This is a genomic window from Pseudomonas sp. 2822-17, assembly GCF_002742485.1.
Classification (GTDB): domain Bacteria; phylum Pseudomonadota; class Gammaproteobacteria; order Pseudomonadales; family Pseudomonadaceae; genus Aquipseudomonas; species Aquipseudomonas cyclaminis.
Map to the genome: position 1 here is coordinate 136,897 of NZ_LJRZ01000441.1, position 22,229 is coordinate 159,125.

Annotated in this window: 21 protein-coding genes and 2 riboswitches; of the genes, 5 read left to right on the forward strand and 16 right to left on the reverse strand. The window is 63.3% G+C overall.

The window, feature by feature from the left end; genetic code table 11:
* Positions 1–65: 65 nt before the first annotated feature.
* From zapE to AOA60_RS15940, 11 genes are all read right to left on the reverse strand, one after another.
* Positions 66–1,178 (reverse strand): cell division protein ZapE, encoded by a 1,113-nt coding sequence (gene zapE / locus AOA60_RS15890; protein WP_099585243.1) that lies wholly within the window; start codon positions 1,176–1,178, stop codon positions 66–68.
* 15 nt (positions 1,179–1,193) lie between these two features.
* Positions 1,194–1,529 carry a nuclear transport factor 2 family protein gene (locus AOA60_RS15895; protein ID WP_099585244.1) on the reverse strand — a complete coding sequence of 112 codons (336 nt, stop codon included), beginning with the start codon at positions 1,527–1,529 and terminating at the stop codon, positions 1,194–1,196.
* Positions 1,530–1,581: 52 nt separating this feature from the next.
* Positions 1,582–2,298, reverse strand: coding sequence for a YafY family protein (locus AOA60_RS15900; protein WP_099585245.1), 717 nt, complete (start codon positions 2,296–2,298; stop codon positions 1,582–1,584).
* A 161-nt stretch (positions 2,299–2,459) separates the two neighbouring features.
* Complete coding sequence (gene pepN / locus AOA60_RS15905; protein ID WP_099585246.1) at positions 2,460–5,117, reverse strand: aminopeptidase N; 2,658 nt, start codon at positions 5,115–5,117, stop codon at positions 2,460–2,462.
* Between the two features lie 13 nt (positions 5,118–5,130).
* Positions 5,131–5,961, reverse strand: a complete 831-nt coding sequence (locus AOA60_RS15910) for a DUF2797 domain-containing protein (protein WP_099585247.1) — start codon at positions 5,959–5,961, stop codon at positions 5,131–5,133.
* Positions 5,958–6,218: a YeaC family protein gene (locus AOA60_RS15915; protein WP_099585265.1), complete on the reverse strand. Its 261-nt coding sequence runs from the start codon at positions 6,216–6,218 to the stop codon at positions 5,958–5,960. Before AOA60_RS15915 ends, AOA60_RS15910 begins: the two co-directional genes overlap by 4 nt.
* 62 nt (positions 6,219–6,280) lie before the next feature.
* The gene (locus AOA60_RS15920; protein ID WP_099585248.1) at positions 6,281–7,204 is read right to left on the reverse strand and encodes a lipopolysaccharide assembly protein LapB; all 924 of its coding nucleotides are present in this window, start codon (positions 7,202–7,204) and stop codon (positions 6,281–6,283) included.
* Positions 7,204–7,689, reverse strand: coding sequence for a hypothetical protein (locus AOA60_RS15925; RefSeq protein ID WP_099585249.1), 486 nt, complete (start codon positions 7,687–7,689; stop codon positions 7,204–7,206). Before AOA60_RS15925 ends, AOA60_RS15920 begins: the two co-directional genes overlap by 1 nt.
* On the reverse strand, positions 7,689–9,038 hold the full coding sequence (locus AOA60_RS15930; protein WP_099585250.1) for a 26S protease regulatory subunit: 1,350 nt from the start codon (positions 9,036–9,038) through the stop codon (positions 7,689–7,691). Before AOA60_RS15930 ends, AOA60_RS15925 begins: the two co-directional genes overlap by 1 nt.
* A gap of 38 nt (positions 9,039–9,076) precedes the next feature.
* Positions 9,077–10,048: a metallophosphoesterase gene (locus AOA60_RS15935; RefSeq protein ID WP_099585251.1), complete on the reverse strand. Its 972-nt coding sequence runs from the start codon at positions 10,046–10,048 to the stop codon at positions 9,077–9,079.
* Positions 10,048–10,938, reverse strand: coding sequence for an NAD(+) kinase (locus tag AOA60_RS15940; protein WP_099585252.1), 891 nt, complete (start codon positions 10,936–10,938; stop codon positions 10,048–10,050). The genes AOA60_RS15935 and AOA60_RS15940 overlap by 1 nt, the downstream gene beginning before the upstream one ends.
* Positions 10,939–11,084: 146 nt before the next feature.
* On the opposite strand from AOA60_RS15940, the gene AOA60_RS15945 reads away from it, so the two are divergent.
* Entirely contained in the window at positions 11,085–12,035 is a 951-nt protein-coding gene (locus tag AOA60_RS15945) for a DUF1853 family protein (protein WP_099585253.1), read from the forward strand.
* Between the two features lie 107 nt (positions 12,036–12,142).
* Here the strand turns inward: AOA60_RS15945 and AOA60_RS15950 are convergent, their stop codons facing one another.
* From AOA60_RS15950 to cobW, 4 genes are read right to left on the reverse strand one after another with little or no spacing between them, the layout of a single operon-like run.
* Positions 12,143–12,745, reverse strand: coding sequence for a VWA domain-containing protein (locus AOA60_RS15950; protein ID WP_099585266.1), 603 nt, complete (start codon positions 12,743–12,745; stop codon positions 12,143–12,145).
* Between the two features lie 53 nt (positions 12,746–12,798).
* Positions 12,799–13,797 carry an ATP-binding protein gene (locus AOA60_RS15955; RefSeq protein WP_099585254.1) on the reverse strand — a complete coding sequence of 333 codons (999 nt, stop codon included), beginning with the start codon at positions 13,795–13,797 and terminating at the stop codon, positions 12,799–12,801.
* Positions 13,797–17,558: a cobaltochelatase subunit CobN gene (gene cobN, locus AOA60_RS15960; RefSeq protein WP_099585255.1), complete on the reverse strand. Its 3,762-nt coding sequence runs from the start codon at positions 17,556–17,558 to the stop codon at positions 13,797–13,799. The genes AOA60_RS15955 and cobN overlap by 1 nt, the downstream gene beginning before the upstream one ends.
* A 3-nt stretch (positions 17,559–17,561) precedes the next feature.
* On the reverse strand, positions 17,562–18,623 hold the full coding sequence (gene cobW, locus AOA60_RS15965; protein ID WP_099585256.1) for a cobalamin biosynthesis protein CobW: 1,062 nt from the start codon (positions 18,621–18,623) through the stop codon (positions 17,562–17,564).
* A 92-nt stretch (positions 18,624–18,715) separates the two neighbouring features.
* Positions 18,716–18,917: riboswitch (cobalamin riboswitch) on the reverse strand.
* Positions 18,918–18,959: 42 nt separating this feature from the next.
* A riboswitch (cobalamin riboswitch) is annotated at positions 18,960–19,166 on the forward strand.
* A gap of 95 nt (positions 19,167–19,261) precedes the next feature.
* On the opposite strand from cobW, the gene AOA60_RS15970 reads away from it, so the two are divergent.
* The 4 genes from AOA60_RS15970 to cobM all read left to right on the forward strand — a co-directional run bounded on the left by AOA60_RS15970 (position 19,262) and on the right by cobM (position 21,371).
* Positions 19,262–19,450, forward strand: a complete 189-nt coding sequence (locus AOA60_RS15970; RefSeq protein ID WP_099585257.1) for a CbtB-domain containing protein — start codon at positions 19,262–19,264, stop codon at positions 19,448–19,450.
* An 11-nt stretch (positions 19,451–19,461) separates the two neighbouring features.
* Positions 19,462–20,166 carry a CbtA family protein gene (locus tag AOA60_RS15975; protein WP_099585258.1) on the forward strand — a complete coding sequence of 235 codons (705 nt, stop codon included), beginning with the start codon at positions 19,462–19,464 and terminating at the stop codon, positions 20,164–20,166.
* Positions 20,163–20,555 (forward strand): cobalamin biosynthesis protein, encoded by a 393-nt coding sequence (locus AOA60_RS15980; RefSeq protein WP_099585259.1) that lies wholly within the window; start codon positions 20,163–20,165, stop codon positions 20,553–20,555. Before AOA60_RS15975 ends, AOA60_RS15980 begins: the two co-directional genes overlap by 4 nt.
* A 69-nt stretch (positions 20,556–20,624) precedes the next feature.
* Positions 20,625–21,371, forward strand: a complete 747-nt coding sequence (gene cobM / locus AOA60_RS15985) for a precorrin-4 C(11)-methyltransferase (RefSeq protein ID WP_099585260.1) — start codon at positions 20,625–20,627, stop codon at positions 21,369–21,371.
* Positions 21,372–21,555: 184 nt separating this feature from the next.
* Here the strand turns inward: cobM and nfuA are convergent, their stop codons facing one another.
* Positions 21,556–22,140, reverse strand: coding sequence for a Fe-S biogenesis protein NfuA (gene nfuA / locus AOA60_RS15990; protein ID WP_032887092.1), 585 nt, complete (start codon positions 22,138–22,140; stop codon positions 21,556–21,558).
* Between the last annotated feature and the right edge of the window lie 89 nt (positions 22,141–22,229).

The following is a 22,229-nucleotide window of genomic DNA, read 5'->3' on the forward strand; positions in this document are numbered from 1 at the left end:
CAAATATCTGCCTGAAGTGCGCACGGTATGCGCGGGAAACAGCGCCAGGCAAGCCTTGCCGGGTCTTACAACGCCGCGCCGAAACGTTCCATCTGCATTTCCTGCAGGCGACTGAGGGTACGGCGGAAGGGAAACGCCAGGTAGCCCTCGGTATAGAGGCGCTCCAGCGGCACGCGTGCCTCAATGAACAGGGGCACCTTGCGGTCGTAGCACTCGTCCACCAGGGCGATAAACCGACGTACGCTGTCATCATGCACGGACAACTGCGGCAATTCGCGATCACCCGCCACTACCCGCTCGGCGCCGTCTTCGGTGCCTCGGGCGATCCGGCCAGGGCGCTGCTGCGCACTCAGGTCAGGCACGTCGCCGAGCAAGATTGCCTTGAAGCGATCACACAGCAGCATGAAGTCCATCGCGGCCAAGGGTTGCTCGCACAGGTCGGCATAACGACACCACAGCACGCTGTCACTGGAGCGCACCGTCACGATGCTGCGGTGGCCGACCACGACCGGCTCGTGGCTCACCCTCTGCCCCTGCGCCAATTGCCCGAACACATTCGCCAGCGCCTCGGGTTGATTGACCCAATAGCGCTGCAGGCCGACACCCGGATGCAGGCGGTGGTCATCGACCCCGTCGACCGCTACGACCCGCATATGTTGCTTGATGGCTGCGATACCCGGTAAAAACCGGTCGCGGTTGAAACCCTCGGCATACAGGAGGTCGGGCGGCTGGTTGGAGGTGCAGACCATCACCACACCCTCCTCGAACATCACCTGGAACAACCGACCCAGGATGATCGCGTCGCCAATGTCATTGACGAACAACTCGTCAAAGCACAGCACACGCACTGCCTGGCTCAGTTCCCGCGCCAGGGCCTGCAAAGGATCGGCGGTGCCCGTCAGCTGGAATGAGCGCTGATGCACCCAACCCATGAAGTGATGAAAGTGCTGCCGCCGCGCCGGCACCCGCAGGCTCTGGTAGAACTGGTCCATCAGCCAGGTCTTGCCGCGCCCGACGGGCCCCCACAGGTACACGCCGTTGATCGGCGAGCGGCCTTGGTGCAAGGCGTCATGACAGGCTTGCAGGGCATCCACCGCCCGGCGCTGGGCGTCGTCGGCGACGAAGCCTTGTTGGGCGATGGCGTGTTGATAGGCAGCGAGGGGCGAGTCGAAAGTCATGCCCGCGATTATGACCTACAGCGAGATATCCAGCCGTGAAATCTTGCCCTGCTCGTTAAGGCGGAAGGTGTAGCGCAACTCCAGCGGGCTGCCGGGGAAATTGCCGGAGACCACGTTGCTCACCAGCACTTTACCGGTGCGGTGTTGCACATTCAGCACCTCCACCCGCGGCTGGTAACGCCGTGCAGTGTCCTCCATCCAGCGCGCAATCGCGGCGGGGCCGACCTGGTGCTCGCCCTCATCGAACACATTCGCATCGTCGGCGAACCACTGGGCAACCGCTGAGGTGTCGCGGGTATTGGTCGCCGCAATATAGGCCTGGATGGCCGGGGCCAACTGAGACTGGGGCATGACACAGCTCCTTTTTTGGTGATTTATGGCGCCATGCTAAGCCAGGGCTGTGTCAGCTTTTGTCAGGAGTGAACGGTGCAGACTCATTCTGCTCCATCAGCGTGCGCCAGGCCCTCAGCCAATCACTGCGCCGCCCCGGATACCTTTCACCTTGGGCTTGAGCGCTCGCCACACGGTCGGTACGAAAGGTGCGGTAAGCGCCGCGCAATTCACACCAGGCCACAATCACGCGTGCTTCATTGAGAAAACCCAGGGCCAGCGGCCAGACCAGCCGCTGGCTCTGGGTCTGGCTGGCATCGGCGTAGTCGATATGCAGCTTGGCCTGGTTGCGGATAGCCTCACGAAACACGTTCAGGGGCACGCGGTTCTCCGGGTAGCCGAAGCCTGGCGGTCCAGGCAGCAGCGTCGGGTTGCGCAAGGCTTCCTGGGCGGCGGGATCGAGCACATCGGCAATCTTGGCCAGCGCATTGGCTGCCGCCCGACTCAACACCTCATCCCCACGCTGATCCACATAACGCAAGCCCAGCACCACCGCCTCGGTCTCCTCGGCGTTGAGCATCAAGGGCGGTAGAAACAGCCCGCTGCGCAGCACATACCCGACACCCGCCTCACCGAAAATGGGGGCGCCAAGGGCGGTCAACTCGGCGATATCACGGTACAACGTGCGTTCGGACACCTCCAACTGCGCCGCCAGCACAGCAGCGGTCACCGGACGTTTCTTGCCCCGCAGGGCCTGCAACAAGGTCAGTAGACGAGTGGTACGCGACACATTGATCCCGCCGAAAAAGGAAAAGTGCCGCAGCTTAGCAGAGCCTACTGTCAGTAAATGTCAGCAGGAAAAGGACTGATCAGATGAGTACCAATCAGTTGAGGGAAGGACACGTGTGGCGAGGAAGCTTGCCCCCCTCGCCACAGGTTGTTCATTGCCTGTTATGCCAGGCTCTTGCTGACCACCTCAAACACATCGCTCGACAGCTCGCCCGAGCCACGAATGCGCTCCAGCTCCGCCTTCATCAGCGCCTGCCGCGCGCTGTCGTATTTACGCCAGCGGGTCAACGGCGCCAATTGGCGCGACGCGATCTGCGGGTTGAAGCCATTCAGCTGGATCACCAGGTCCGCCAGGAAGCGGTAGCCGGAGCCATCCGCCGCATGGAAGTTGATCAGGTTCTGCCCAGCGAAGGCGCCGATCAGGGCACGCACCTTGTTGGGGTTCTTGAGCGTGAATGCGGGGTGCTCCATCAACGCCTGCACCCGCGCCAGCCCGCCCGGCAGGGTGCTGCCGGCCTGCACGCTGAACCATTGATCCATGACCAACGGGTTGTCCTTGAAGTTCTCGGCAAACACCGCCAACGCCTGGGCTTTTTCCCTCTCGAACGGCGAGTTCACCAGCACTGCCAGCGCGGTCAGGCGCTCGGTCATGTTGTCGCTGCTGTCGAACTGCTCCAGGGTCGCCGCCAATACCTCAGGCTTGCCGCTGAGCATCAGGTACGACAACGCGATGTTCTGCAAGGCGCGCCGGGCAAAGTGCTCGGCCGCGGCCACATAAGGGGTTTGCTTGGACAGCTCGCGATTGGCCTGATAACGCAACCACAGCCCTTCGAACAGGTGGTCGGCCAGTTGCTTGCGCGCAAATTCGCGGGCGGCGTGGATTGCATCCACATCGGCCACTTCGCTGATTTCCGTCAGGTAGGCTTCGCCCGGCAACGAGAGCATCTCCGCGACCATGGCCTGGTCCAGGCTTTCGTCGCTCAGTACCGTGCGCAGCGCGTCGATCAGGCGCTGATCCATCTTCAGCGCCTGGCCCGCCTGATGCTGGCCAATCAGTTCCTGCAACACCTGCACCGACAGTTGCTGGCCGGCATCCCAGCGATTGAAGCCATCGCTGTCGTGCTGCATCAGGAACATCAGCTGATCGCGGTTGTAGGGGAAGCTCAGTTTCACCGGCGCCGAGAAACCGCGCAGCAGCGATGGCAGCGGCTGTTCTGCGATGTCGACAAAGGTGAAGGTCTGCTCGGCTTCTGTTACCGAAATCACGCGGGACGTGGCACCCGCCGCCGCCTCACCGGCGAGGCGCAAGGCGATGCCGGCGCCCTGCCCGTCCAGCAAGCCCAGCTCGACCGGAATCACGAACGGCAGTTTCTCGACCTTGTCCGGGGTGGCCGGGCAGCTCTGGCGGAAGGTCAGGCTGTAGGTCTTGGCCGCCGCGTCGTAGGACTCGCTTACCGCCAGACGTGGCGTACCGGCCTGGCTGTACCAGCGTTTGAACTGGCTCAGGTCAGCGCCGTTGGCGTCTTCCATGGCCTTGATGAAATCGTCGCAGGTCACGGCCTGGCCGTCGTGGCGCTGAAAATACAGATCGCTGCCTTTACGGAAGCCTTCGGCACCGAGCAAGGTGTGGATCATGCCGACCACTTCCGAGCCCTTTTCGTACACGGTCAGGGTGTAGAAGTTGGAGATCTCGATAAAGCTGTCCGGGCGCACCGCGTGGGCCATCGGGCCGGCGTCTTCGGCGAACTGGTGGGTCCGCAGGTACGCCACGTCCTGGATGCGCTTGACCGTGGCCGAGTTCATGTCGGCCGAGAAGCCCGAATCGCGGAACACGGTAAAGCCTTCCTTGAGCGACAGCTGGAACCAGTCGCGGCAGGTCACGCGGTTGCCCGACCAGTTGTGGAAGTATTCGTGGGCGACGATGGCCTCGACACGCTGGTGCGCGGCGTCGGTGGCGGTTTCGGCACGCGCCAGCACGGCGCTGGAGTTGAAGATATTAAGGCCCTTGTTCTCCATGGCGCCCATGTTGAAGTCGTTCACCGCGACGATCATGAAGATATCGAGGTCGTACTCGCGACCGTAGGTTTCTTCGTCCCAGCGCATGGATTTTTTCAGGCTGGTCATGGCGTGCTGGCACTTGTCGATGTTTTCTGGCTCGACATAGATGCGCAGCGCCACTTCGCGCTGGGTCATGGTGGTGAAGCTGTCTTCGACGCACCACAATTCCCCGGCCACCAGGGCAAACAGATAGGCCGGCTTCTTGAACGGGTCTTCCCAGGTCGCCCAGTGGCGGCCGTCTTCACCGGGGCCGCTGGCAATCGGGTTGCCGTTGGACAGCAGCACCGGGTAGCTGTGCTGCTCGGCGATCACCGTGGTGGTGAACGTGCTCATCACGTCCGGGCGGTCGAGGTAATAGGTGATCTTGCGGAAACCTTCGGCCTCGCACTGGGTGCAGAACATGCCGCTGGATTTGTACAGGCCTTCCAGGGCGGTGTTGGTTTCCGGGTGGATCTTGACCGTGGTGTCGAGGGTGAACGTGTCGCTCTTGGGGTGCACGGTCAGGTGGCTGTCAGTCAACTGGTAGTCAGCGCCAGTCAACTCCTGGTCGGCCAGGTTAACGCTCAACAGCTCCAACTGTTGGCCATCGAGTACCAACGGCGGCAAGCCAGCGCCACGCTCGGGGTTACGGCGCATCACCAGTTGCGCGTGGACCAGGCTGTGGTCCTCGAACAACTCGAAGGTCAGGTGCGTCTCGTCGATCAGGTAGTCCGGCGCCTGATAGTCCTTCAGGTAAATCATCTTCGGTTGTTCGGTGCGCATGGGTGGCATCCTTCTACTGATGCACGGCGAGCTGATAGGCCGTGTACTTGCGAATATTGATAACGCCGGTGTCGAAGATCAGGTATTGGCCCTTGATCCCCAGCAGCGTGCCTTCGGCAATCGGGTTCTTGTCCAGGTTGAAGCTGACGATCTTGGCCGGATACTGCTCCACCGGGTAGCGAATCTCAATCGGCTCGATGTCGGTCACTGGTTGGATGGCTTGCAGGCCAAAGCGTTCCTGCAAGTTTTCCAGGCCTTCGGCGCAGGAGGCGAACAGCTCATCGCGCACGTGCTTGAGGTCCACTTTCGCCGCGTCACCCTTGAGCAACGCACGCCAGTTGGTCTTGTCGGCCACCTGGCTGCGCAGCACGTCCTCGACGAAGCCGGACTGCTGGCGCGTGGCCACACGCATGATCGGCAACGCCTGGCTCGCACCCTGGTCCAGCCAGCGCGTAGGCAGTTGGGTAGCGCGGGTGATACCGACCTTGATGCCCGACGAGTTGGCCAGGTAGACCACATGATCAGTCATGCAAAACTGCTCGCCCCAGCCTGGATCACGGCAGGTGCCGGCGTCGTAATGGCAACGCTCGGGGCTCATGATGCACAGATCACACTGGGCCAGCTTGGTCATGCACGGGTAGCAATACCCCTGGCTGAAGCTGGTCTTGGTCTTGCGGCCGCAATGGCTGCAGTGGATGGCGCCGAGGTACTCCAGGCGAATGTGAGTACCGATCAATGGATTGACCGGCACCTCGGTGTCGCCCAGGCGAAACGCATATTGAACGGTCGGCTCACCGAGTTGCGCCGACATTTTGCTGACTGCACCGCGACCAATTTCAATCAATGGATCGCATCCGACTTGAACAGAATGTTCGCCACCGGCTCGGATTTGGACGCACATTCCTGCGGGCCCATGTAGCCCGTGCGCTGTTCTTCCGGCAGGTTCTGGAGCTCCCAGGCGATCATCGCTTGCAGGGACAGCTCGCGCTGCTCGGCGGTGAGCTTGCGGCCATCGGACCACTTGCCGATTTCTACGGCGAGCTTGAGGCTCTCGTAGATGTCCGGGGTGATGTTTTCGATCATTTCAACAAAAGACGACATGTAGACAACCTCTGGTAACGGTCGCTGGTTCAGCGAGTGCATGGGCGACGGGGCCTGGCCCGTCAAAAATCCTTGGAGAGCTTGACCTGGACAAGCTCCTTGTCGAGCAAGCGCCGGAAAATCTGCGGCGCGGCAAAGGTATACGCGGCAAAGGCCAGCCACAGCCAATTGATCATCTCGGCCGCCTGCGGATAGCCCTGGGCCGTGAGGGTAATGACCACTACACGGTAGACCACAAACATCAGCAGCAGCAGAACAATGGCGCCGGTGGCGCTGCGCTCGTTCATCCAGCTGTTGAAGCGCCACCACGTGCCGAGAAACACATTGCTGCGCGCCTTGACGGCCGTGAGCAAATGCAGCGCGGAGACGTTGCTGGGGTTTTCCTGCAGGGCCCAGATCGCATGCTCGCGGGCGCCGTTGAGGTCGCCTTCACGCAGCAACAGGTGGCCGAGCACCACCACGGCGGCGGCGTTCGATGGATCGGCCTGCAACGCCTGGCGGGCAAACTGGTAGGCCTGGTCCCAATGGGCACTTGCGCGATGGAACTGCGCCATGGCCACCAGGTTCGCCGGATCGTCCGGGCCGAGTTCCAGGGCCTTTTCCAACGGCTCGCGGCTCTGCGCCAGGCGGCCGGTGAGTTGATACAGGTCGGCCAGGCAGCGGGAGTTGACCGGGTTGAGCGGCTCCATGTCCAACAGCTGGTTCACATGCTCCTGGGCCAGCTTGAATTTGCGCTGGGCAATCGCCACTTGGGCGGCGGCATAGTGGGCCAACGGCAATTGCGCGTCGCAAACCAGCGCCAACTGCACTTCGCGCTTGGCGGCATGCACCCGGCGCATGTTCATCAAGCAGATCGCCAGCAAGGCATGGGCCTCGGCCGAATGCGGATCGCTGGCGAGCAATTGGCGCAGGGCATCAATGGCGCCGTCGTTGTGGTCGGCTTGCAGGCGTTGGTAAGCCAGTTGCAGCAGATAGTCGGTATTCATCAGCTCACCACCAGATACCACAGGGTGTACGGCAGCCATTTGACGACCATGCCTTTAAGCACGAAGCCACCAATCAACGCCAAGGGCAGACCAAAGCGGTTCAACTCGCCGCCGTAATACTGGTAAATCTCGATGGTCGCGTTTTGCTGCATGTACAGCAGGTAGCCAATGGTGAGTTTCCACACCACCAGCACCAGCAAGGCGTACTGAATCTCGGCCGGGGTCTGGATATAACCGGCACCCACCAGTTGCAGCAATGCAAAACCGATCACGATACTGCCCACCAGCGCCACGCCGGCAAGTATCCACTCGCGCCCCCGCGTCGGGCTGCCGACCGCAATCGAGTTGAACACGAACCACGGCAAGCCCAGCCAGGCGCCGCCCAGCATCAGGCCCAGCAGCGGCCAGAAGGGCGAAACCGCAAACTTGGCCAAGGCCCCCGGACGCGGTTCATCTTCGATGCGATAACCACCGTACTGCGCCATCAGCGGCCCTTCCCGTGTTTGTCGAGGAACGCCAGCACTTCGTCGTACTGGTTGCCTTCGTTGGCGTAGCGCGCGTAGTTGCGCGCGGTGGTCAGCCATTCCAGGGTGGTGGCGCGCACGTCTTTCAAGGCTGCCTTGAAATGCCGGTCGCAGATGGACTGCTCTGCGCCACTCTCGATGGACGCTTCAATCGCCTCATCGGCGGCGGTTTCCACCAGTTCACTGAGGTCGGCGCCGGAGAAGCCCGAGGTATTCTTGGCGAGAAAGGCGAAGTCGATATCGTCGGCCATCGGTCGGCCTTTCATCATCGACTTGAGCATGCTTTCCCGCGCGGGGCGATCCGGTGGCGGCACAAACAGCACGCGGTCAAAACGACCGGGGCGACGGAACGCCGAATCCACCGACCACGGTACGTTGGTCGCGGCCAGGATCAGCACGCCGTGGTTGTCGTTGGTAAAGCCGTCCATCTCGGAGAGGAACTGACTGACCAGCTTGGACGACGTGGACTCGCGGGTGTTGGAGCGTTTACCGCCCAGAGCTTCCACTTCGTCGAAAAACATCACCGCCGGCGCCTGGGCCCGCGCTTGTTCGAACAGCGCATGCAACTTGCGCTCGGACTCGCCGATGTACATGTCCAGCACGTCGGAAATCGCCACGTTGAAAAACGTCGCCTTGCACTCCCCGGCCGTGGCGCGGGCCAGCATGGTCTTGCCGCAACCCGGCGGGCCGTACAGCAGCACGCCGCCGCCAACTTTCTTGCGAAAGCGCTGGAACAATCCCGGCTTCTGGTACGGCAGGATGATCTTCTTGTGGATGGTCTTTTTCAGCTCATCCAGGCCGCCAATGTCGTCGAAGGTCAGGGTTTCGTTTTCCGGCACCAGCAGGCGCACCACTTCGCTCTGGTCGGTGTCGTCATTGGAGATCACCCGCAAGCGCGGGCGGCCTTCGGCCCCCGGAAAATCCACCACCGACACATTCAAGCGGCGCCACAGCGCCATGTCTTCCAGGGCCGGGTTGGCGTCCACCGCTGCGCGGTATTCCACCTGGGCTTCCTTGAGGCGCTCCAAAGCCGCCAGCACGCGCGCCTTGAGCAGACGCGCTGCGGGATCGTCACCTTCAATCAGGGGCAGCGCTCTTTGCGCCTGGCCGTCAGCCAGCAACAACTGGGCCGCCGCCAGTTTCAAGGCAGAGGCGTCTTGCAAGTGTTCCAGATCAGCAGGCAACAGCTTGAGCCCGCGCTCGTGCTCGCCACGCTCAAGGCTGGCGCCGAGCAGCAGGGTCAGCAGCGCGACGTTACCGGGGGCAGCGGACAGCGCGGCCTCCAGTTGGTCGAACGTCGAATCATCCATGGAGGTTCCTCAAAAGTGCATGTGCGTCGCGCAAGGGCTCATGTCAGCACCTGCGGCCGCTCGACATCGACCCACACGAACTTGCGCGGGTCGAGGCGGGTTTCCTGGTCCAGGCGATACGCCACCAGCTTGCCGTACAGCACCGCGCTGTAGTCCAGGCAGGCAAGGTTGTCGCGGATCGGCGCTGGTTTGCCGCTGCGCCAGTAGTGGCCGACGAACAGCAACGGTTCGTCGACGCCATAACGCAGCAGTGAATTTTTTTCGGTGGAGGACAGCGGCGTGCGCGCCACCGGCTCGGGCAGTGCGTCGGGCTGGAACACGATGTCGCCGTAGGTCTTCGGGTCGTCTTCCCAGAACTTGGTGCGGAAGAACGAGCGCGTCAGGCCGTCGCCACCGGTCAGCGTCAGGCCATCGGGCAGGCGCATGTCGGTGCCGCGCAGCAGGCGGTCGAAGGCGTTGCAGGCAAAACTGCCGGGCACGGCGGCGGCCTGCAGGAAATGCTGGTCGATGCAGCCGTCCGGAAAGGTCGCACGCAGCGGCGCGATAAAGCCGTCGTCCCAGCACGCATGCACCACGCGGAAACGCCCAGCGTCGACGAACAGCGGCATGTCGTAGAACCAGCCGAGGAAGTCGTGCCAATCGGCCGGGTGGTGTTCGAACTGGGTCAGGGTCTCGTGGATCAACCGCGCATGCCGTGGGTTGTGCTCACGCACGAACTGCTTGCCACTGCCCGGGGGCGCCGGTGTGGTCCAGCCCAGGGCGTTGAACTCGTGGTTGCCCATGATGCACAGCGCCTGGCCGGCCTCGGCCATGTCGTGGACGATATGCAGCGCCTCGCGGATGCGGGGGCCACGGTCGATGATATCGCCGAGGAACACCGCCATGCGCGACGGATGACGCCAGGTGCCGCCCTGCTTGTGGTAACCCATCTGGTCGAGCAAGTGCTCAAGGGTATGGGCGCAACCGTGCACGTCACCAATCAGGTCGTAGCTACGCGCGGGATCGAGCATCAGTCGCCTCCACCCCCCAAGCGGCTGCCCCAGCCCAGCTTGGTGCGGCACACTTCGTAATAGTTGTGGTCCAGCGGGTGAATCAACCGCAGCTTCTGCGCCTTTTTGCTCACGGTGATGGTGTCACCGGGGGCGCAGGTGAAGTGGTTCTGCCCGTCACAGGACACCTGCGGGTAGATTTGCATGTCTTTGGACACCACGATTTTCAGCTCACTGTTGCCATCGACCACAATCGGCCGGCTCGACAACATATGGGGATACATCGGCACGATCACAATGGCATCCAGCTTGGGATGCATGATCGGTCCGCCGGCCGACAGCGCGTAGGCCGTGGAACCGGTGGGCGTGGCGACGATCAGGCCGTCGGCCTTCTGGCTGCACACGAACTGGCCGTCGATGTACAGCTCGAACTCGATCATCCGCGTGGACTTGCCGGGGTGCAGCACCACATCGTTGAGGGCATCCCCCTGGCCGATGGCTTCGCCGTGGCGACGCACTTCGGCTTGCAGCAGGAAGCGGTTTTCCACCAGGTAATGGCCGTCGAGCACCTTGGCCACTTCGACTTCCAGCTCATCCGGGCGGATATCGGTGAGAAACCCCAGACTGCCCCGGTTGATCCCCAGCACCGGCACGTTATGCCGCGCCAGTGCACGGGCGGCGCCGAGCAGGCTGCCGTCGCCGCCGACCACGATGACCATGTCACACACTTCGCCGAGCATTTTGCGCGACGAGGTCTGCAAGCCGTGGCCGGGGAGGATCTCGGCGATGGTGTCTTCGAGGATCACGTGCAGGTGGCGACCCAGCAGGAATTTTTTCAGCCGGCGGACGGTGTCCAACACCTGGGTACTGCCCAGGCGACCGATAATGCCGATATTGCGAAAGTGCTCCATGGGGCTCCTGCGGGATGTGGGGTGTGGCAAAAAAGAAACGATTATGGGCGAAAGGCCGCCACAGACAAAATCCTTTGTCACCGCTACGCCTTGATGACAATGGTTCTCACACGCCCACCCCTGGCTTAAAAGGCTATGCTCGGACCATGACTGTATTCCCCGACCTGCATACCCTGCCCCGCCAATTGCGTCACCCTGAGGTGCGCGACCTGGCGTGGGTGGTGCTCGCCCCGCCGATGCTCGCGCAGACGCCCTGGCCGCAGCGCCATCCGTTGGCCGGCAGCGACTGGGTGCAGGCGCCCGACCGCCTGGAACATTGGCTGCGGCAACTGGATCAGGACAGCCGGGCTTTGCAGCATTGGCTGAGCCTGGCCCGCACTCGCCGCCTGGGCCTGTACTACGAGCGACTGTGGCAATTTGCCGTGCAGCACGCGCCGGGCGTGGAACTGCTGGCCGCCAACCTGCCGATCCGCCGCGCGGGGCATACCTTGGGTGAGCTGGACATGCTGCTGCGCGATCGTGATGGCGTGCACCACCTGGAACTGGCGATCAAGCTGTATCTGGGGCCGCAGAACGGAAATGGCCAGGACACGGCGCAGTGGCTGGGGCCGGGTTGCCATGACCGGCTGGACCGCAAGTTGGCACATCTGGCCCAGCATCAGTTGCCGATTTCGGCGCGGCCGGAAAGCCGCGAAGTCTTGGCGGCGCTGGATATCCAGAAGTTCGACGCGCATTTGTGGCTCGGCGGGTATTTGCTCTATCCCTGGCCCGGCCTGGCCGAACCACCGGACGGCGCCCACGCGCAGCATTTGCGTGGACGCTGGTTGCATCAACGGGATTGGCAGGCGTTTGCCAGCGCCAGCGCACCCGGGCGCTGGCAACCCCTGCCCCGGCATGCCTGGCTGGCGCCGGCGCACTACCTGGCGGATGACGTGTGGAGCGAGGAGCGGATGCAGCATTGGCTGACCGCACTTGATCCAATGGCGCCGGCGCAGTTGTTGGTGCGGATGGTGCAGAACGGTGAGGACTGGGAGGAAGCGGAGCGGTTGTTCCTGGTGGCGGATCTTTGGCCGAATGTGCCGGGGGCTGGCGGATAGATCTGAGGTGTAGGTGATGGCCTCATCGGGGGCAAGCCCCCTCCCACCTTTGAAATGCATTTCAACCTGTGGGAGGTGGCTTGCCCCCGATGGCGGCGCCACCGGCACTACACCCTATCGATATGCCGATAATCCAACTGCAACCCAGCCGCCAGCGCCTGAGCCCTACCCAATCGGATCGGCCCACGTTCGATATCCACCAGCAACCCTGAACATTCCAACAAAGGTAGCCCGGCGATGTCCTTGAGCCGGCCATCGGTAATCACCAGCAGTTTCTGCTGTTCAGCCGGATAACGCCTGCGCCGCGCCTGCAACCAGTGCCCGGCCTCGGTCAGTGCCGCCAGCAACGGCGTACCGCCACCCGCGCCAAGTCGCTCCAGCCAACCCGCCATACTCTTCGCCGCCTTCAAGCCCTGCACCTGCCATTTGGGCGACTGTCCGCTGGCGGTCAGCAAGGCCATGCGTGCCCGTTGCCGGTACGCGTCATCAAACAGCTGGGCCAGCAAGCCCTTGGCATCGCTCAACGCGTGGTGGCGCCGAGTGGAGGCCGATGCATCGACAATCACCAGCCACAGCTCCTGGGCCGAACGGCTGCGCAGGTGAAACAGCAGATCCTCACGGGATTGCGGCCGACCACCGAGCAAGGTGCCCGGCCAGTTGATCGCGCCGTGTTGCGCGCTGCGTGCCTTGCCTTGCCTGCCCCTGTCCAGTCGCCCCGCCTTGGGCCGGGCATCCGCCCCCGCGTCAGGTCGGGGACGAATGCCTAAGGCTTTTTTGGCCAGGTGGGCACTTCGCGACGTGCACCGGTGGACAGCGGCGGCGCGGGCATATCGCCCCACTGGCCTTGGCCGGCGGAGGTCTCGCTGGAGCTGGGCGACTGGTCTTCAGGCGGCGGACTGGCCGGCGGAGACTGTGCCTGGCGCCGATGACGCAAGGCAAACTCGGCCACCGCGTCGATATCTTCTTCGGCAATCGCCTGGGCACCGCGCCACGCCGCATGCGCCCGGGCACCGCGCAGCCAGACCAGGTCGGCGCGCAAGCCATCCACGCCAGCGGCAAAACAACGCTCGGTGATCTGCGCCAGGGCCCGATCATCCAGCGCAATGCTGTCGAGCCGCGCCCGCGCCTGGGTGCAGCGCTCGCGCAAGGCCGCCTGGGGTTCGGCCCACTGGGCGCAGAACGCAACAGGGTCACTGTCGAAATCCAGGCGACGGCGGATGATCTGGCCACGTTCGGCCGGCAATGTCTGCCCGCTCAAGGCCACGTTAAAACCGAAACGGTCGAGCAACTGCGGACGCAACTCACCCTCCTCCGGGTTCATCGTGCCGATCAGCACAAAGCGCGCCGAATGCCGATGGGAGATGCCGTCACGCTCGATCAAGTTGGTGCCGCTGGCGGCCACGTCCAACAGCAGGTCGACCAAGTGGTCGGCCAGCAAGTTGACTTCATCGACATACAGCACGCCGCCGTCGGCCTTGGCCAATACGCCGGCGGAAAACTGCGCACGGCCCTCGCCCAGCGCAGCGTCCAGGTCCAGGGTGCCGACCAGGCGCTCCTCGGTCGCACCCAGCGGCAACGTGACAAACTGGCCGCTGGCGAGCAGGTCCGCCAGGCCACGGGCCAAAGTGGACTTGGCCATGCCACGCGGGCCTTCGATCAGCACGCCACCGATCTTCGGGTCGATGGCAGTCAGGCACAGCGCCAGTTTCAAGGCGTCGGCGCCGACCACGGCGGACAGCGGGAAATGGGGGGTATCAGTCATCAGCTGTCTTCTTCTATATCCAGCAACAGGTTTTCCAACGCCTCGCGGTACGCCCCCGGTTCTTGCCACAGGCCACGCTGCTGGGCCTCCAGCATGCGCTCGGTCATGTCGCGCAGCGCTGCGGGGTTGTGCTGCTGCACAAAGTCTCGAGTGTCGGGGTCGAGCAGGTAGGCGTCGGCGAGCAAGGCGTATTGATGGTCGTCGATCAGCGACGTGGTGGCGTCGAAAGCGAACAGATTGTCCACCGTCGCGGCCATTTCAAACGCACCTTTATAGCCGTGACGCTTCACGCCGTCGATCCACTTGGGGTTGGCGGCGCGAGAACGGATCACTCGGTTCAGCTCCTCTTTCAAGGTGCGGATCTTCGGCAAGTCCGGTTGGCTGTGATCGCCGTGATAGCTGGCAGCCTTGTCGCCGCTCAGGGTTTCCACGGCGGCGAGCATGCCGCCCTGGAATTGGTAGTAATCGTTGGAGTCGAGCAGGTCGTGCTCACGGTTATCCTGGTTTTGCAGCACGGCCTGCACCTGGCTCAGGCGCTGGGCAAACTGCTCGCGGGCAGCGGTGCCTTCGTCGGCGCCGCCATAGGCGTAGCCGCCCCAGTTGAGGTAAACCTCGGCAAGGTCCTCGCGGCTTTGCCACAGGCGACCATCAATCGCGCCCTGCACGCCCGCGCCGTAGGCACCGGGCTTGGCGCCGAAGATCCGCCAGCCGGCTTGCCTGGCGGCGGTTTCTGCGTCCAGGCCAGACGCCAGCAACGCGGCGCGCTCACTGCGCACCTTGGCCGCCAGCGGGTTCATGTCGTCGGGCTCGTCGAGGGCCGCGACCGCTTGAACCGCCGCATCGAACAGGCGGATCAGGTTGGCAAACGCATCGCGGAAGAACCCGGACACCCGCAGTGTTACATCCACACGCGGGCGGTCCAAGAGGCTGACCGGCAGGATCTCGAAGTCGTCCACCCGCTGGCTGCCCGTGGCCCACACTGGGCGCACGCCCATCAGCGCCATGGCCTGGGCGATATCATCACCGCCGGTGCGCATGGTGGCGGTGCCCCATACCGAGAGGCCCAACTGGCGCAAATGATCGCCGTGGTCCTGCAAATGCCGCTCCAGTATCAGGCTGGCCGACTGGAAGCCGATGCGCCACGCCGTGGTGGTGGGCAGGTTGCGCACATCGACGGTGAAGAAGTTGCGCCCGGTGGGCAGTACATCCAGGCGACCCCGACTCGGCGCGCCACTCGGCCCCGCCGGTACGAAGCGGCCGCTGAGGGCATCCAGCAAACCGCGCATTTCCGCCGGACCGCAGGCATCCAGGCGTGGCGCTACGACAATACGCAGGCTTTCGATAACCGCTTTCACGTGTTCCCAACCGGGTTCTTCCAACTGCTCAAGCGGGCCTTCCAGCGCCTGATCGATCAGTCGCGCCGCGTAGAGTTCCAGGCGCTCGCGGGTGTCACCGGCGGTGCGCCATAGCTGCGCGTCGATGCTCTGCAACACCGCCGGGCGGCGTCCAGTCCACGGTTCGGCCAGGGCACAGTCCAGTGGGTCGAAACCCAGCTCAAACGCCTTGGCCAGCACGCGCAACAGGCTCGATTGCGGGCCACGGCCATCACCACGGGGGATGCGTAGCAACGCCAGCAAGGTGTCGATGCGCAAGCGGCCTTGGGGCGACTCGCCGAAGATATGCAGGCCGTCGCGAATCTGCGATTCCTTCAAGTCACACAGGTAGGTGTCCAGGCGTGGCAACCAGACCGCCGCATCGGCGTCGCCATCCAGTTCAAGTTCCTGGTCGATGCAGGCTTCACGCACCAGCTTGAGAATGTCTTTTTGCAGCTCGCGGGCGCGGCGTGGATCGAGCAGTTGGGCTTCGTAATATTCGTCCGCCAACAACTCCAGGTTACGTAGCGGGCCGTAGGTTTCGGCGCGGGTCAGCGGCGGCATCAGGTGATCGATGATCACCGCCTGGGTACGGCGCTTGGCTTGTGCGCCTTCACCGGGGTCGTTGACGATAAACGGGTAGATATTCGGCAGCGGCCCCAGCAACGCATCAGGCCAGCAATTTTCCGACAGGCCCACGCCCTTGCCCGGCAGCCATTCCAGGTTGCCGTGCTTGCCCACATGGATCACGCCATGGGCGCCATAGGTGTGGCGCAACCAGAAATAGAACGCCAGGTAGCCGTGGGGCGGCACCAGGTCCGGGTCGTGGTACACCGCACTCGCGTCCACCTGGTAACCCCGTGCCGGCTGGATACCGACGAACGTCAGGCCTAGGCGTAGACCGGCGACCATCAGACGACCGTCACGGAACATCGGATCGTTGTGGGGCGTGCCCCAGCGCTCCAGCACGGCCTGTTGATTGGCAGCAGGCAGGCGCTTGAACATCGCCTCGTAGTCATCCAGGCCGAGGCTTTGATGGCACGGGCGCAGGTCGAGGCTGTCCAGGTCGTTAGTGACGCCGCCCAGCAACTCGTGGATCAAGGCGGTGCCGCTTTCCGGCAGGGCCGTCGGCACCGGGTAACCTTCAGCCTGCAACGCAAGCAGGATATTCAGCGCCGCCGCAGGGGTATCCAGCCCGACGCCATTGCCGATACGGCCGTCGCGGGTCGGGTAGTTGGCCAGGATCAGCGCGATGCGTTTATCCCCATTCGGCACTCGCGCCAGTTCGACCCAGCGCCGCGCCAACTCAGCGACAAAATCCATGCGCTCGGGTGCTGCGCGGTAGCACACCACATCCGACTGGCTGCGTTCGCTGCGCCAGGCCAGGTCCTTGAAGCTGATCGGCCGGCTGATAATGCGGCCGTCCAGCTCCGGCAAGGCAATGTGCATCGCCAGATCACGCGGGCCAAGGCCTTGTTCGCTGGCCTCCCAGCCGGGCTGGTTGTCCTGGGCGCAAATCGCCTGGATCACCGGGATATTGCGGCGAAACGGGCGCAAATGCGGGGCTTCGGGGCTGGATTGGGCAAAACCGGTAGTATTCAGAATCACCGAGGCCTGCGCTTCATCCAACCAGTCCTCGACCGCCGCGAGGCAGCCGGGCTCTTTCAGGCTGGCCACCGCCATCGGCAACGGATTGAGGCCCGCCGCCTGCAAGCGCTGGCAGAACACGTCGATAAAACCGGTATTGGCCGCCTGCAAGTGCGAGCGGTAGAACAGCACGGCCGCGACAGGTTGCTCGGCGTGCCAATCCGCCTGCCAGTCGTCGAGCCGGGCATTGGCTTTATGGGGGTGATAGATCGCCGTGCGCGCCAGGGTTTGCGGTTCGGCCCACGGGTAATCGCGGTCCAGATAGCCACTGGCCAGGCAGCGATAGAAATCCAGCGCATTGCCCAGCCCGCCCTGACGCAGAAACTGCCACAGGCGATCCCGAACCTCGACGCCGACGGTACTGAGGCCGCTGAGCTCCGGATCCGGGCGATCATCTCCCGGCACCAGGATCAGCTGCACGCCGCGCTCGGCCAACTCCACCAAGCGTTCGATGCCGTAGCGCCAATAACCGATGCCCCCGTGCAGGGAAATCAGGATGACCTTGGCGTGGCGCAGCACCTCATCGACATACAGGTCGACCGAGGCATGGTTCTGCACCTGCATAGGGTTGGCCAGGCGCAGGCTGGGGTAGTCGTCAGGTAACTGCTGGGCCGCTTCGGCCAACAATGCCAGGCTGGAATCACCGCTGCACAGGATCACCAGCTCGGCGGGCGTTTGGCCAAGGTCGGCAATATTGTCGTCCGCGACGAAACCACCGGGCTGAGTCCTGAGCAGGTGCATGGGTTAAACGCTGAGCGCGGCGCGCAATTGCGCTTCGAGGCCGGCCGCGTCGAGGTCCTGGCCGATCAGCACCAGGCGCGTGATGCGGGCTTCATCGGCCGTCCAGGCGCGGTCGAAGTGTTTGTCGAAACGGGTGCCCACGCCCTGGATCAGCAGGCGCATCGGTTTGTTCGGGATCGCGGCGAAGCCTTTGACGCGCAGGATGCCGTGCTGCACCACCAGCTGGCTCAAGGCGTCGAGCAGCAGCGCTTCGTCGGCTTGAGGCAGGTCGATGGAGATGGAGTCGAACGCATCGTGATCGTGGTCGTCTTCACCTTCGTGGTGGTGATCGTGATGGCTGTGACGACCGTCGATGTGCTCTTCGGACCCAGCACCCAGGCCAATCAGCACGTCCAGGGGTACGCGACCGCTGCTGGCTTCGATGATCTTCACGGCTGGCGGCAGCTCTTCGGCGACTTCCAGGCGCACACGGGCCAGGTCTTGCGGGCTGATCAGATCGGACTTGTTGAGGATCACCAGGTCGGCGCTGGCCAGTTGGTCGGCGAACAGCTCGTGCAGCGGCGACTCGTGGTCCAGGTTCGGGTCGAGCTTGCGCTGGGCGTCCACTTGATCGGGGAACGCAGCGAAGGTGCCAGCGGCCACGGCCGGGCTGTCGACCACGGTAATCACCGCGTCAACCGTGCAGGCGCTGCGGATTTCCGGCCACTGGAAGGCTTGTACCAGTGGTTTTGGCAGGGCCAGGCCCGAGGTTTCGATAAGGATATGGTCAAGGTCGCCGCGACGGGCGACCAATTCGCGCATCACCGGGAAGAATTCTTCCTGCACGGTGCAGCACAGGCAGCCGTTGGCCAGTTCGTAGACACGGCCGTTGGCTTCTTCTTCGGTGCAACCAATGGAGCACTGCTTGAGGATTTCACCATCAATGCCCAGCTCGCCGAACTCATTGACGATCACGGCGATGCGACGGCCCTGGGCGTTGTCGAGCATATGGCGCAGCAAGGTGGTTTTGCCCGAGCCGAGGAAGCCGGTAACGATGGTGACGGGAAGTTTGGCCAGTGTTTTCATCGGATGCCCTTGGGGGCGGGCATACGGGACGATAGGCCCTGCGGCATGGCGCAGAAGCGGATTTCGTCACCGGATCACCCCGCCCGGTTGAATTGGAAAATCGGTTGCGAGGCAGGTCTCCTGGCTTGGGGCTTGCGGGTCGCGAGACCGGCGCCGACTGCGCCTTCCCGCCGTTGATGGCAGTGGCGTGGCAGTCGGATGAACCCTTCACAGTTGCGGGGGCAGCCGCGGCTTGAACCGCGTTCCCTTCTTAGCTTCGGCCTGGGCCGAAGAACCTCGAAGGTGCAAGGCTACAGGGGCTTGCTGCATTTGACTACCGTCCCCCGCCCATGCTCTCCTACACATCTTGTTTCGGGTGCCCCTCACGGGGTGAAACGGGAAACCGGTAAATCATGCACGCCATGACCAGTCCGGTGCTGCCCCCGCAACGGTAAGCGAGTGAAGCGTCAGATCCACTGTGCCAGTACGGCATGGGAAGGCGATGCTTTATAGACCCAGTGTCCCTCGCAAGCCCGGAGACCGGCCCGACAAATCAGATAACAAACCCGCGGTGGGCGGGCGCTGTTCGGAACCCTGCGTGCCTGGCTCGCGGGGTTTTCATGCGCTCGTTTCACCCAGACACCTGAAAGGGACGCGCCATGTCGATCATCAGCAGCACTTCGCACTCCTCCAGCAGCACTTCTACCCTGAGCCAACGCCTGACCGCCGCCATCGGTGCGTCGATCCTCGGCGCGTGCCTGGTGTATTTCGCCGGTTTCTCGCATATCGAGGCGGTGCACAACGCTGCCCACGATACTCGCCACAGCGCCGCGTTCCCGTGCCACTGAGAACTGCCGACATGATCAAGCGTATTGCGCAAACCGCAGGGTTCACCGGCTTGCTGGCCGCCCTGCTGCTGACCCTGCTGCAAAGCTTTTGGGTCGCCCCGCTGATATTGCAGGCGGAAACCTTTGAAAAAGCCCCTGCGGCCACCGAAGTGGTGCATCAACACGCCGCCGGCGCTGCTGCCCACACCCACGATGCCGAAGCCTGGGAGCCGGAAAACGGCTGGCAGCGCGTGCTGTCCACTACGGGTGGCAACCTGGTGGTAGCGGTCGGTTTCGCGCTGATGCTGGCCGGCCTCTATACCTTGCGTGCGCCCACCCGCACGGCACAAGGCCTGCTGTGGGGTTTGGCCGGTTACGCGACCTTTGTGCTGGCGCCGACGATGGGCCTGCCGCCCGAGTTGCCGGGCACGGCAGCCGCTGATCTGGCGCTGCGCCAGACGTGGTGGATCGGCACTGCGGCCTCCACCGCTGCCGGGATTGCGCTCATCGTGTTCGGCCGCAACTGGCTGCTCAAAGTGCTCGGCGCTGCCATCCTTGCGGTACCGCACGTGATCGGCGCGCCGCAACCGGAAGTGCATGCGATGCTCGCGCCGCAAGCCCTGGAAGCGCAGTTCAAAATCGCCTCGCAACTGACCAACGTGGCGTTCTGGCTGGCCCTGGGCCTGATCAGCGCGTGGCTGTTTCGCCGCAACCGCGACGATCAATACTCGGCATGACCTACGTGGTCGGCCTGGGTTGCCAGCGCGGTTGTGCGGCTCACGCCCTGCTGGCGCTGTTGGATACCGCCCTCGCCGAGGGCGGGATTGATCGCCACAGCATCACCGCACTGGCCAGCATCGACCGCAAACAGGACGAGCCAGGCTTGCTGGCGCTGGCGCGGCAGTTGAATCTGCCTTTGCAATGCTTCAGCGCCGAGCAACTGGCCGCTTATGCAGATCGACTCAGCCACAAGTCCGCCGTCGCGTTCGCCCATACGGGCTGTTACGGCATCGCCGAAAGCGCCGCCCTGGCCCTTGCGGAACAGCTCTGCGGCGCGCCTGCCCGCTTGCTCATCACCCGCAAAAAAACCGCCCAAGCCACCTTTGCGTTGGCCTGCGCCGGTTAAACCCCGATAATCGCCCTCCCCGATCATGAGCAATCTTCATGCTCGCCCGTTTTTGACAGGAACTCCCCAATGACCGTCTACTTCATCGGCGCAGGCCCCGGCGACCCGGAATTGATCACCGTCAAAGGCCAGCGGCTGATCCGTAGTTGCCCGGTGATCATTTACGCCGGTTCGCTGGTGCCCGCTGCGGTCCTGGAGGGGCATCAGGCAGAACAGGTGGTGAATAGCGCCGAACTGCACCTGGAGCAGATCATCGACCTGATCAAGACTGCCCACGGCAAAGGCCAGGACGTCGCGCGCGTGCACTCCGGTGATCCGAGCCTCTACGGCGCAATCGGCGAGCAAATCCGTCATTTGCGTGAACTGGGCATCCCATTCCAGATCATCCCTGGCGTCACCGCCGTAGCGGCCTGCGCCGCGCTGCTGGAGACCGAACTGACCCTGCCGGACATCGCCCAAAGCGTGATCCTGACCCGCTATGCCGATAAAACCAGCATGCCGGCTGGCGAGGACTTCGACAGTCTGGCGCGGCATGGGACAACCATGGCGATTCATCTGGGGGTCAACCATCTGGAGAAAATCGTCGCCGAACTGCTGCCGCACTATGGCGCTGATTGCCCGATTGCGGTGGTGCACCGGGCCACGTGGCCGGATCAGGACTGGGTGGTGGGCACGCTCAGTGACATTGCCGGAAAGGTCGAGGCCAAGGGTTTTCGGCGTACGGCGCTGATTGTGGTGGGACGGGTGTTGGCGAGTGACAGTTTCAGTGAATCGTCGCTGTATCGGGCGGGGCATGCGCACCTTTATCGGCCATGAGTTTTTACCTCACAAATGGCGGCGTACCAGTTGCTTAGGTGGCGGCTGATATGACGCTATCGGGGGCAAGCCCCCTCCCACAGTTGATCTTGTTTGTTAGATATATTGCGTAAAGCAATGAATTTTAAGCAAAAAAAACGGCGCTCACGGGGCGCCGTTTTTTTGTTCGCAGTGAACGCCTTAGTCAGTAGTAGGCGTTTTCTTTCTGCGTGTGGTCAGTCACGTCACGTACGCCCTTGAGCTCCGGGACGCGCTCCAGCAGGGTACGCTCGATGCCTTCACGCAGGGTCACGTCCGCCTGGCCGCAGCCTTGGCAACCGCCGCCGAACTTGAGCACCGCGATACCGTCATCAACGACGTCGATCAGGCTGACCTGACCGCCGTGGCTGGCGAGCCCTGGGTTGATCTCGGTTTGCAGGTAGTAGTTGATGCGCTCGTTGACCGGGCTGTCGGCGTTGACGCTCGGCACCTTGGCGTTGGGCGCCTTGATGGTCAACTGGCCGCCCATACGGTCGGTGGCATAGTCGACTACGGCATCGTCCAGGAAAGCTTCGCTGAAGTGGTCGATGTACGCGGTGAAGCTTTTGAGCCCCAGGGCGGTGTCTTCAGGTTTCTCTTCACCAGGCTTGCAGTAGGCAATGCAGGTCTCGGCGTACTGGGTGCCGGGCTGGGTGATAAAGACGCGGATGCCGATACCTGGGGTGTTCTGCTTGGACAGCAGGTCAGCCAGGTAATCGTGGGCGGCGTCGGTAATGGTTATGGCAGTCATGGAAACTCCTCACAGGCTTGCCCGGAGTTTACGCCAAATTATTACGGAGGTACAAAGTCCCAGTGTTTTTGTCGGGTTAGGGGTTGGCG

Excerpts from the sequence above, each read along its gene's own strand:
- pepN (WP_099585246.1), bottom strand. The coding sequence starts at position 5,117 with ATGCGCACCGAACAACCGAAGATGATTTACCTGAAGGACTATCAGGCG.
- AOA60_RS15930 (WP_099585250.1), bottom strand. The coding sequence starts at position 9,038 with ATGGATGATTCGACGTTCGACCAACTGGAGGCCGCGCTGTCCGCTGCC.
- cobN (WP_099585255.1), bottom strand. The coding sequence starts at position 17,558 with ATGCACCTGCTCAGGACTCAGCCCGGTGGTTTCGTCGCGGACGACAAT.
- nfuA (WP_032887092.1), bottom strand. The coding sequence starts at position 22,140 with ATGACTGCCATAACCATTACCGACGCCGCCCACGATTACCTGGCTGAC.
- zapE (WP_099585243.1), bottom strand. The coding sequence starts at position 1,178 with ATGACTTTCGACTCGCCCCTCGCTGCCTATCAACACGCCATCGCCCAA.
- cobW (WP_099585256.1), bottom strand. The coding sequence starts at position 18,623 with ATGAAAACACTGGCCAAACTTCCCGTCACCATCGTTACCGGCTTCCTC.
- AOA60_RS15980 (WP_099585259.1), top strand. The coding sequence starts at position 20,163 with ATGACCTACGTGGTCGGCCTGGGTTGCCAGCGCGGTTGTGCGGCTCAC.
- AOA60_RS15935 (WP_099585251.1), bottom strand. The coding sequence starts at position 10,048 with ATGCTCGATCCCGCGCGTAGCTACGACCTGATTGGTGACGTGCACGGT.
- AOA60_RS15945 (WP_099585253.1), top strand. The coding sequence starts at position 11,085 with ATGACTGTATTCCCCGACCTGCATACCCTGCCCCGCCAATTGCGTCAC.
- AOA60_RS15915 (WP_099585265.1), bottom strand. The coding sequence starts at position 6,218 with ATGTCGTCTTTTGTTGAAATGATCGAAAACATCACCCCGGACATCTAC.
- AOA60_RS15920 (WP_099585248.1), bottom strand. The coding sequence starts at position 7,204 with ATGAATACCGACTATCTGCTGCAACTGGCTTACCAACGCCTGCAAGCC.
- AOA60_RS15925 (WP_099585249.1), bottom strand. The coding sequence starts at position 7,689 with ATGGCGCAGTACGGTGGTTATCGCATCGAAGATGAACCGCGTCCGGGG.
- cobM (WP_099585260.1), top strand. The coding sequence starts at position 20,625 with ATGACCGTCTACTTCATCGGCGCAGGCCCCGGCGACCCGGAATTGATC.
- AOA60_RS15955 (WP_099585254.1), bottom strand. The coding sequence starts at position 13,797 with ATGACTGATACCCCCCATTTCCCGCTGTCCGCCGTGGTCGGCGCCGAC.
- AOA60_RS15895 (WP_099585244.1), bottom strand. The coding sequence starts at position 1,529 with ATGCCCCAGTCTCAGTTGGCCCCGGCCATCCAGGCCTATATTGCGGCG.
- AOA60_RS15970 (WP_099585257.1), top strand. The coding sequence starts at position 19,262 with ATGTCGATCATCAGCAGCACTTCGCACTCCTCCAGCAGCACTTCTACC.
- AOA60_RS15975 (WP_099585258.1), top strand. The coding sequence starts at position 19,462 with ATGATCAAGCGTATTGCGCAAACCGCAGGGTTCACCGGCTTGCTGGCC.
- AOA60_RS15940 (WP_099585252.1), bottom strand. The coding sequence starts at position 10,938 with ATGGAGCACTTTCGCAATATCGGCATTATCGGTCGCCTGGGCAGTACC.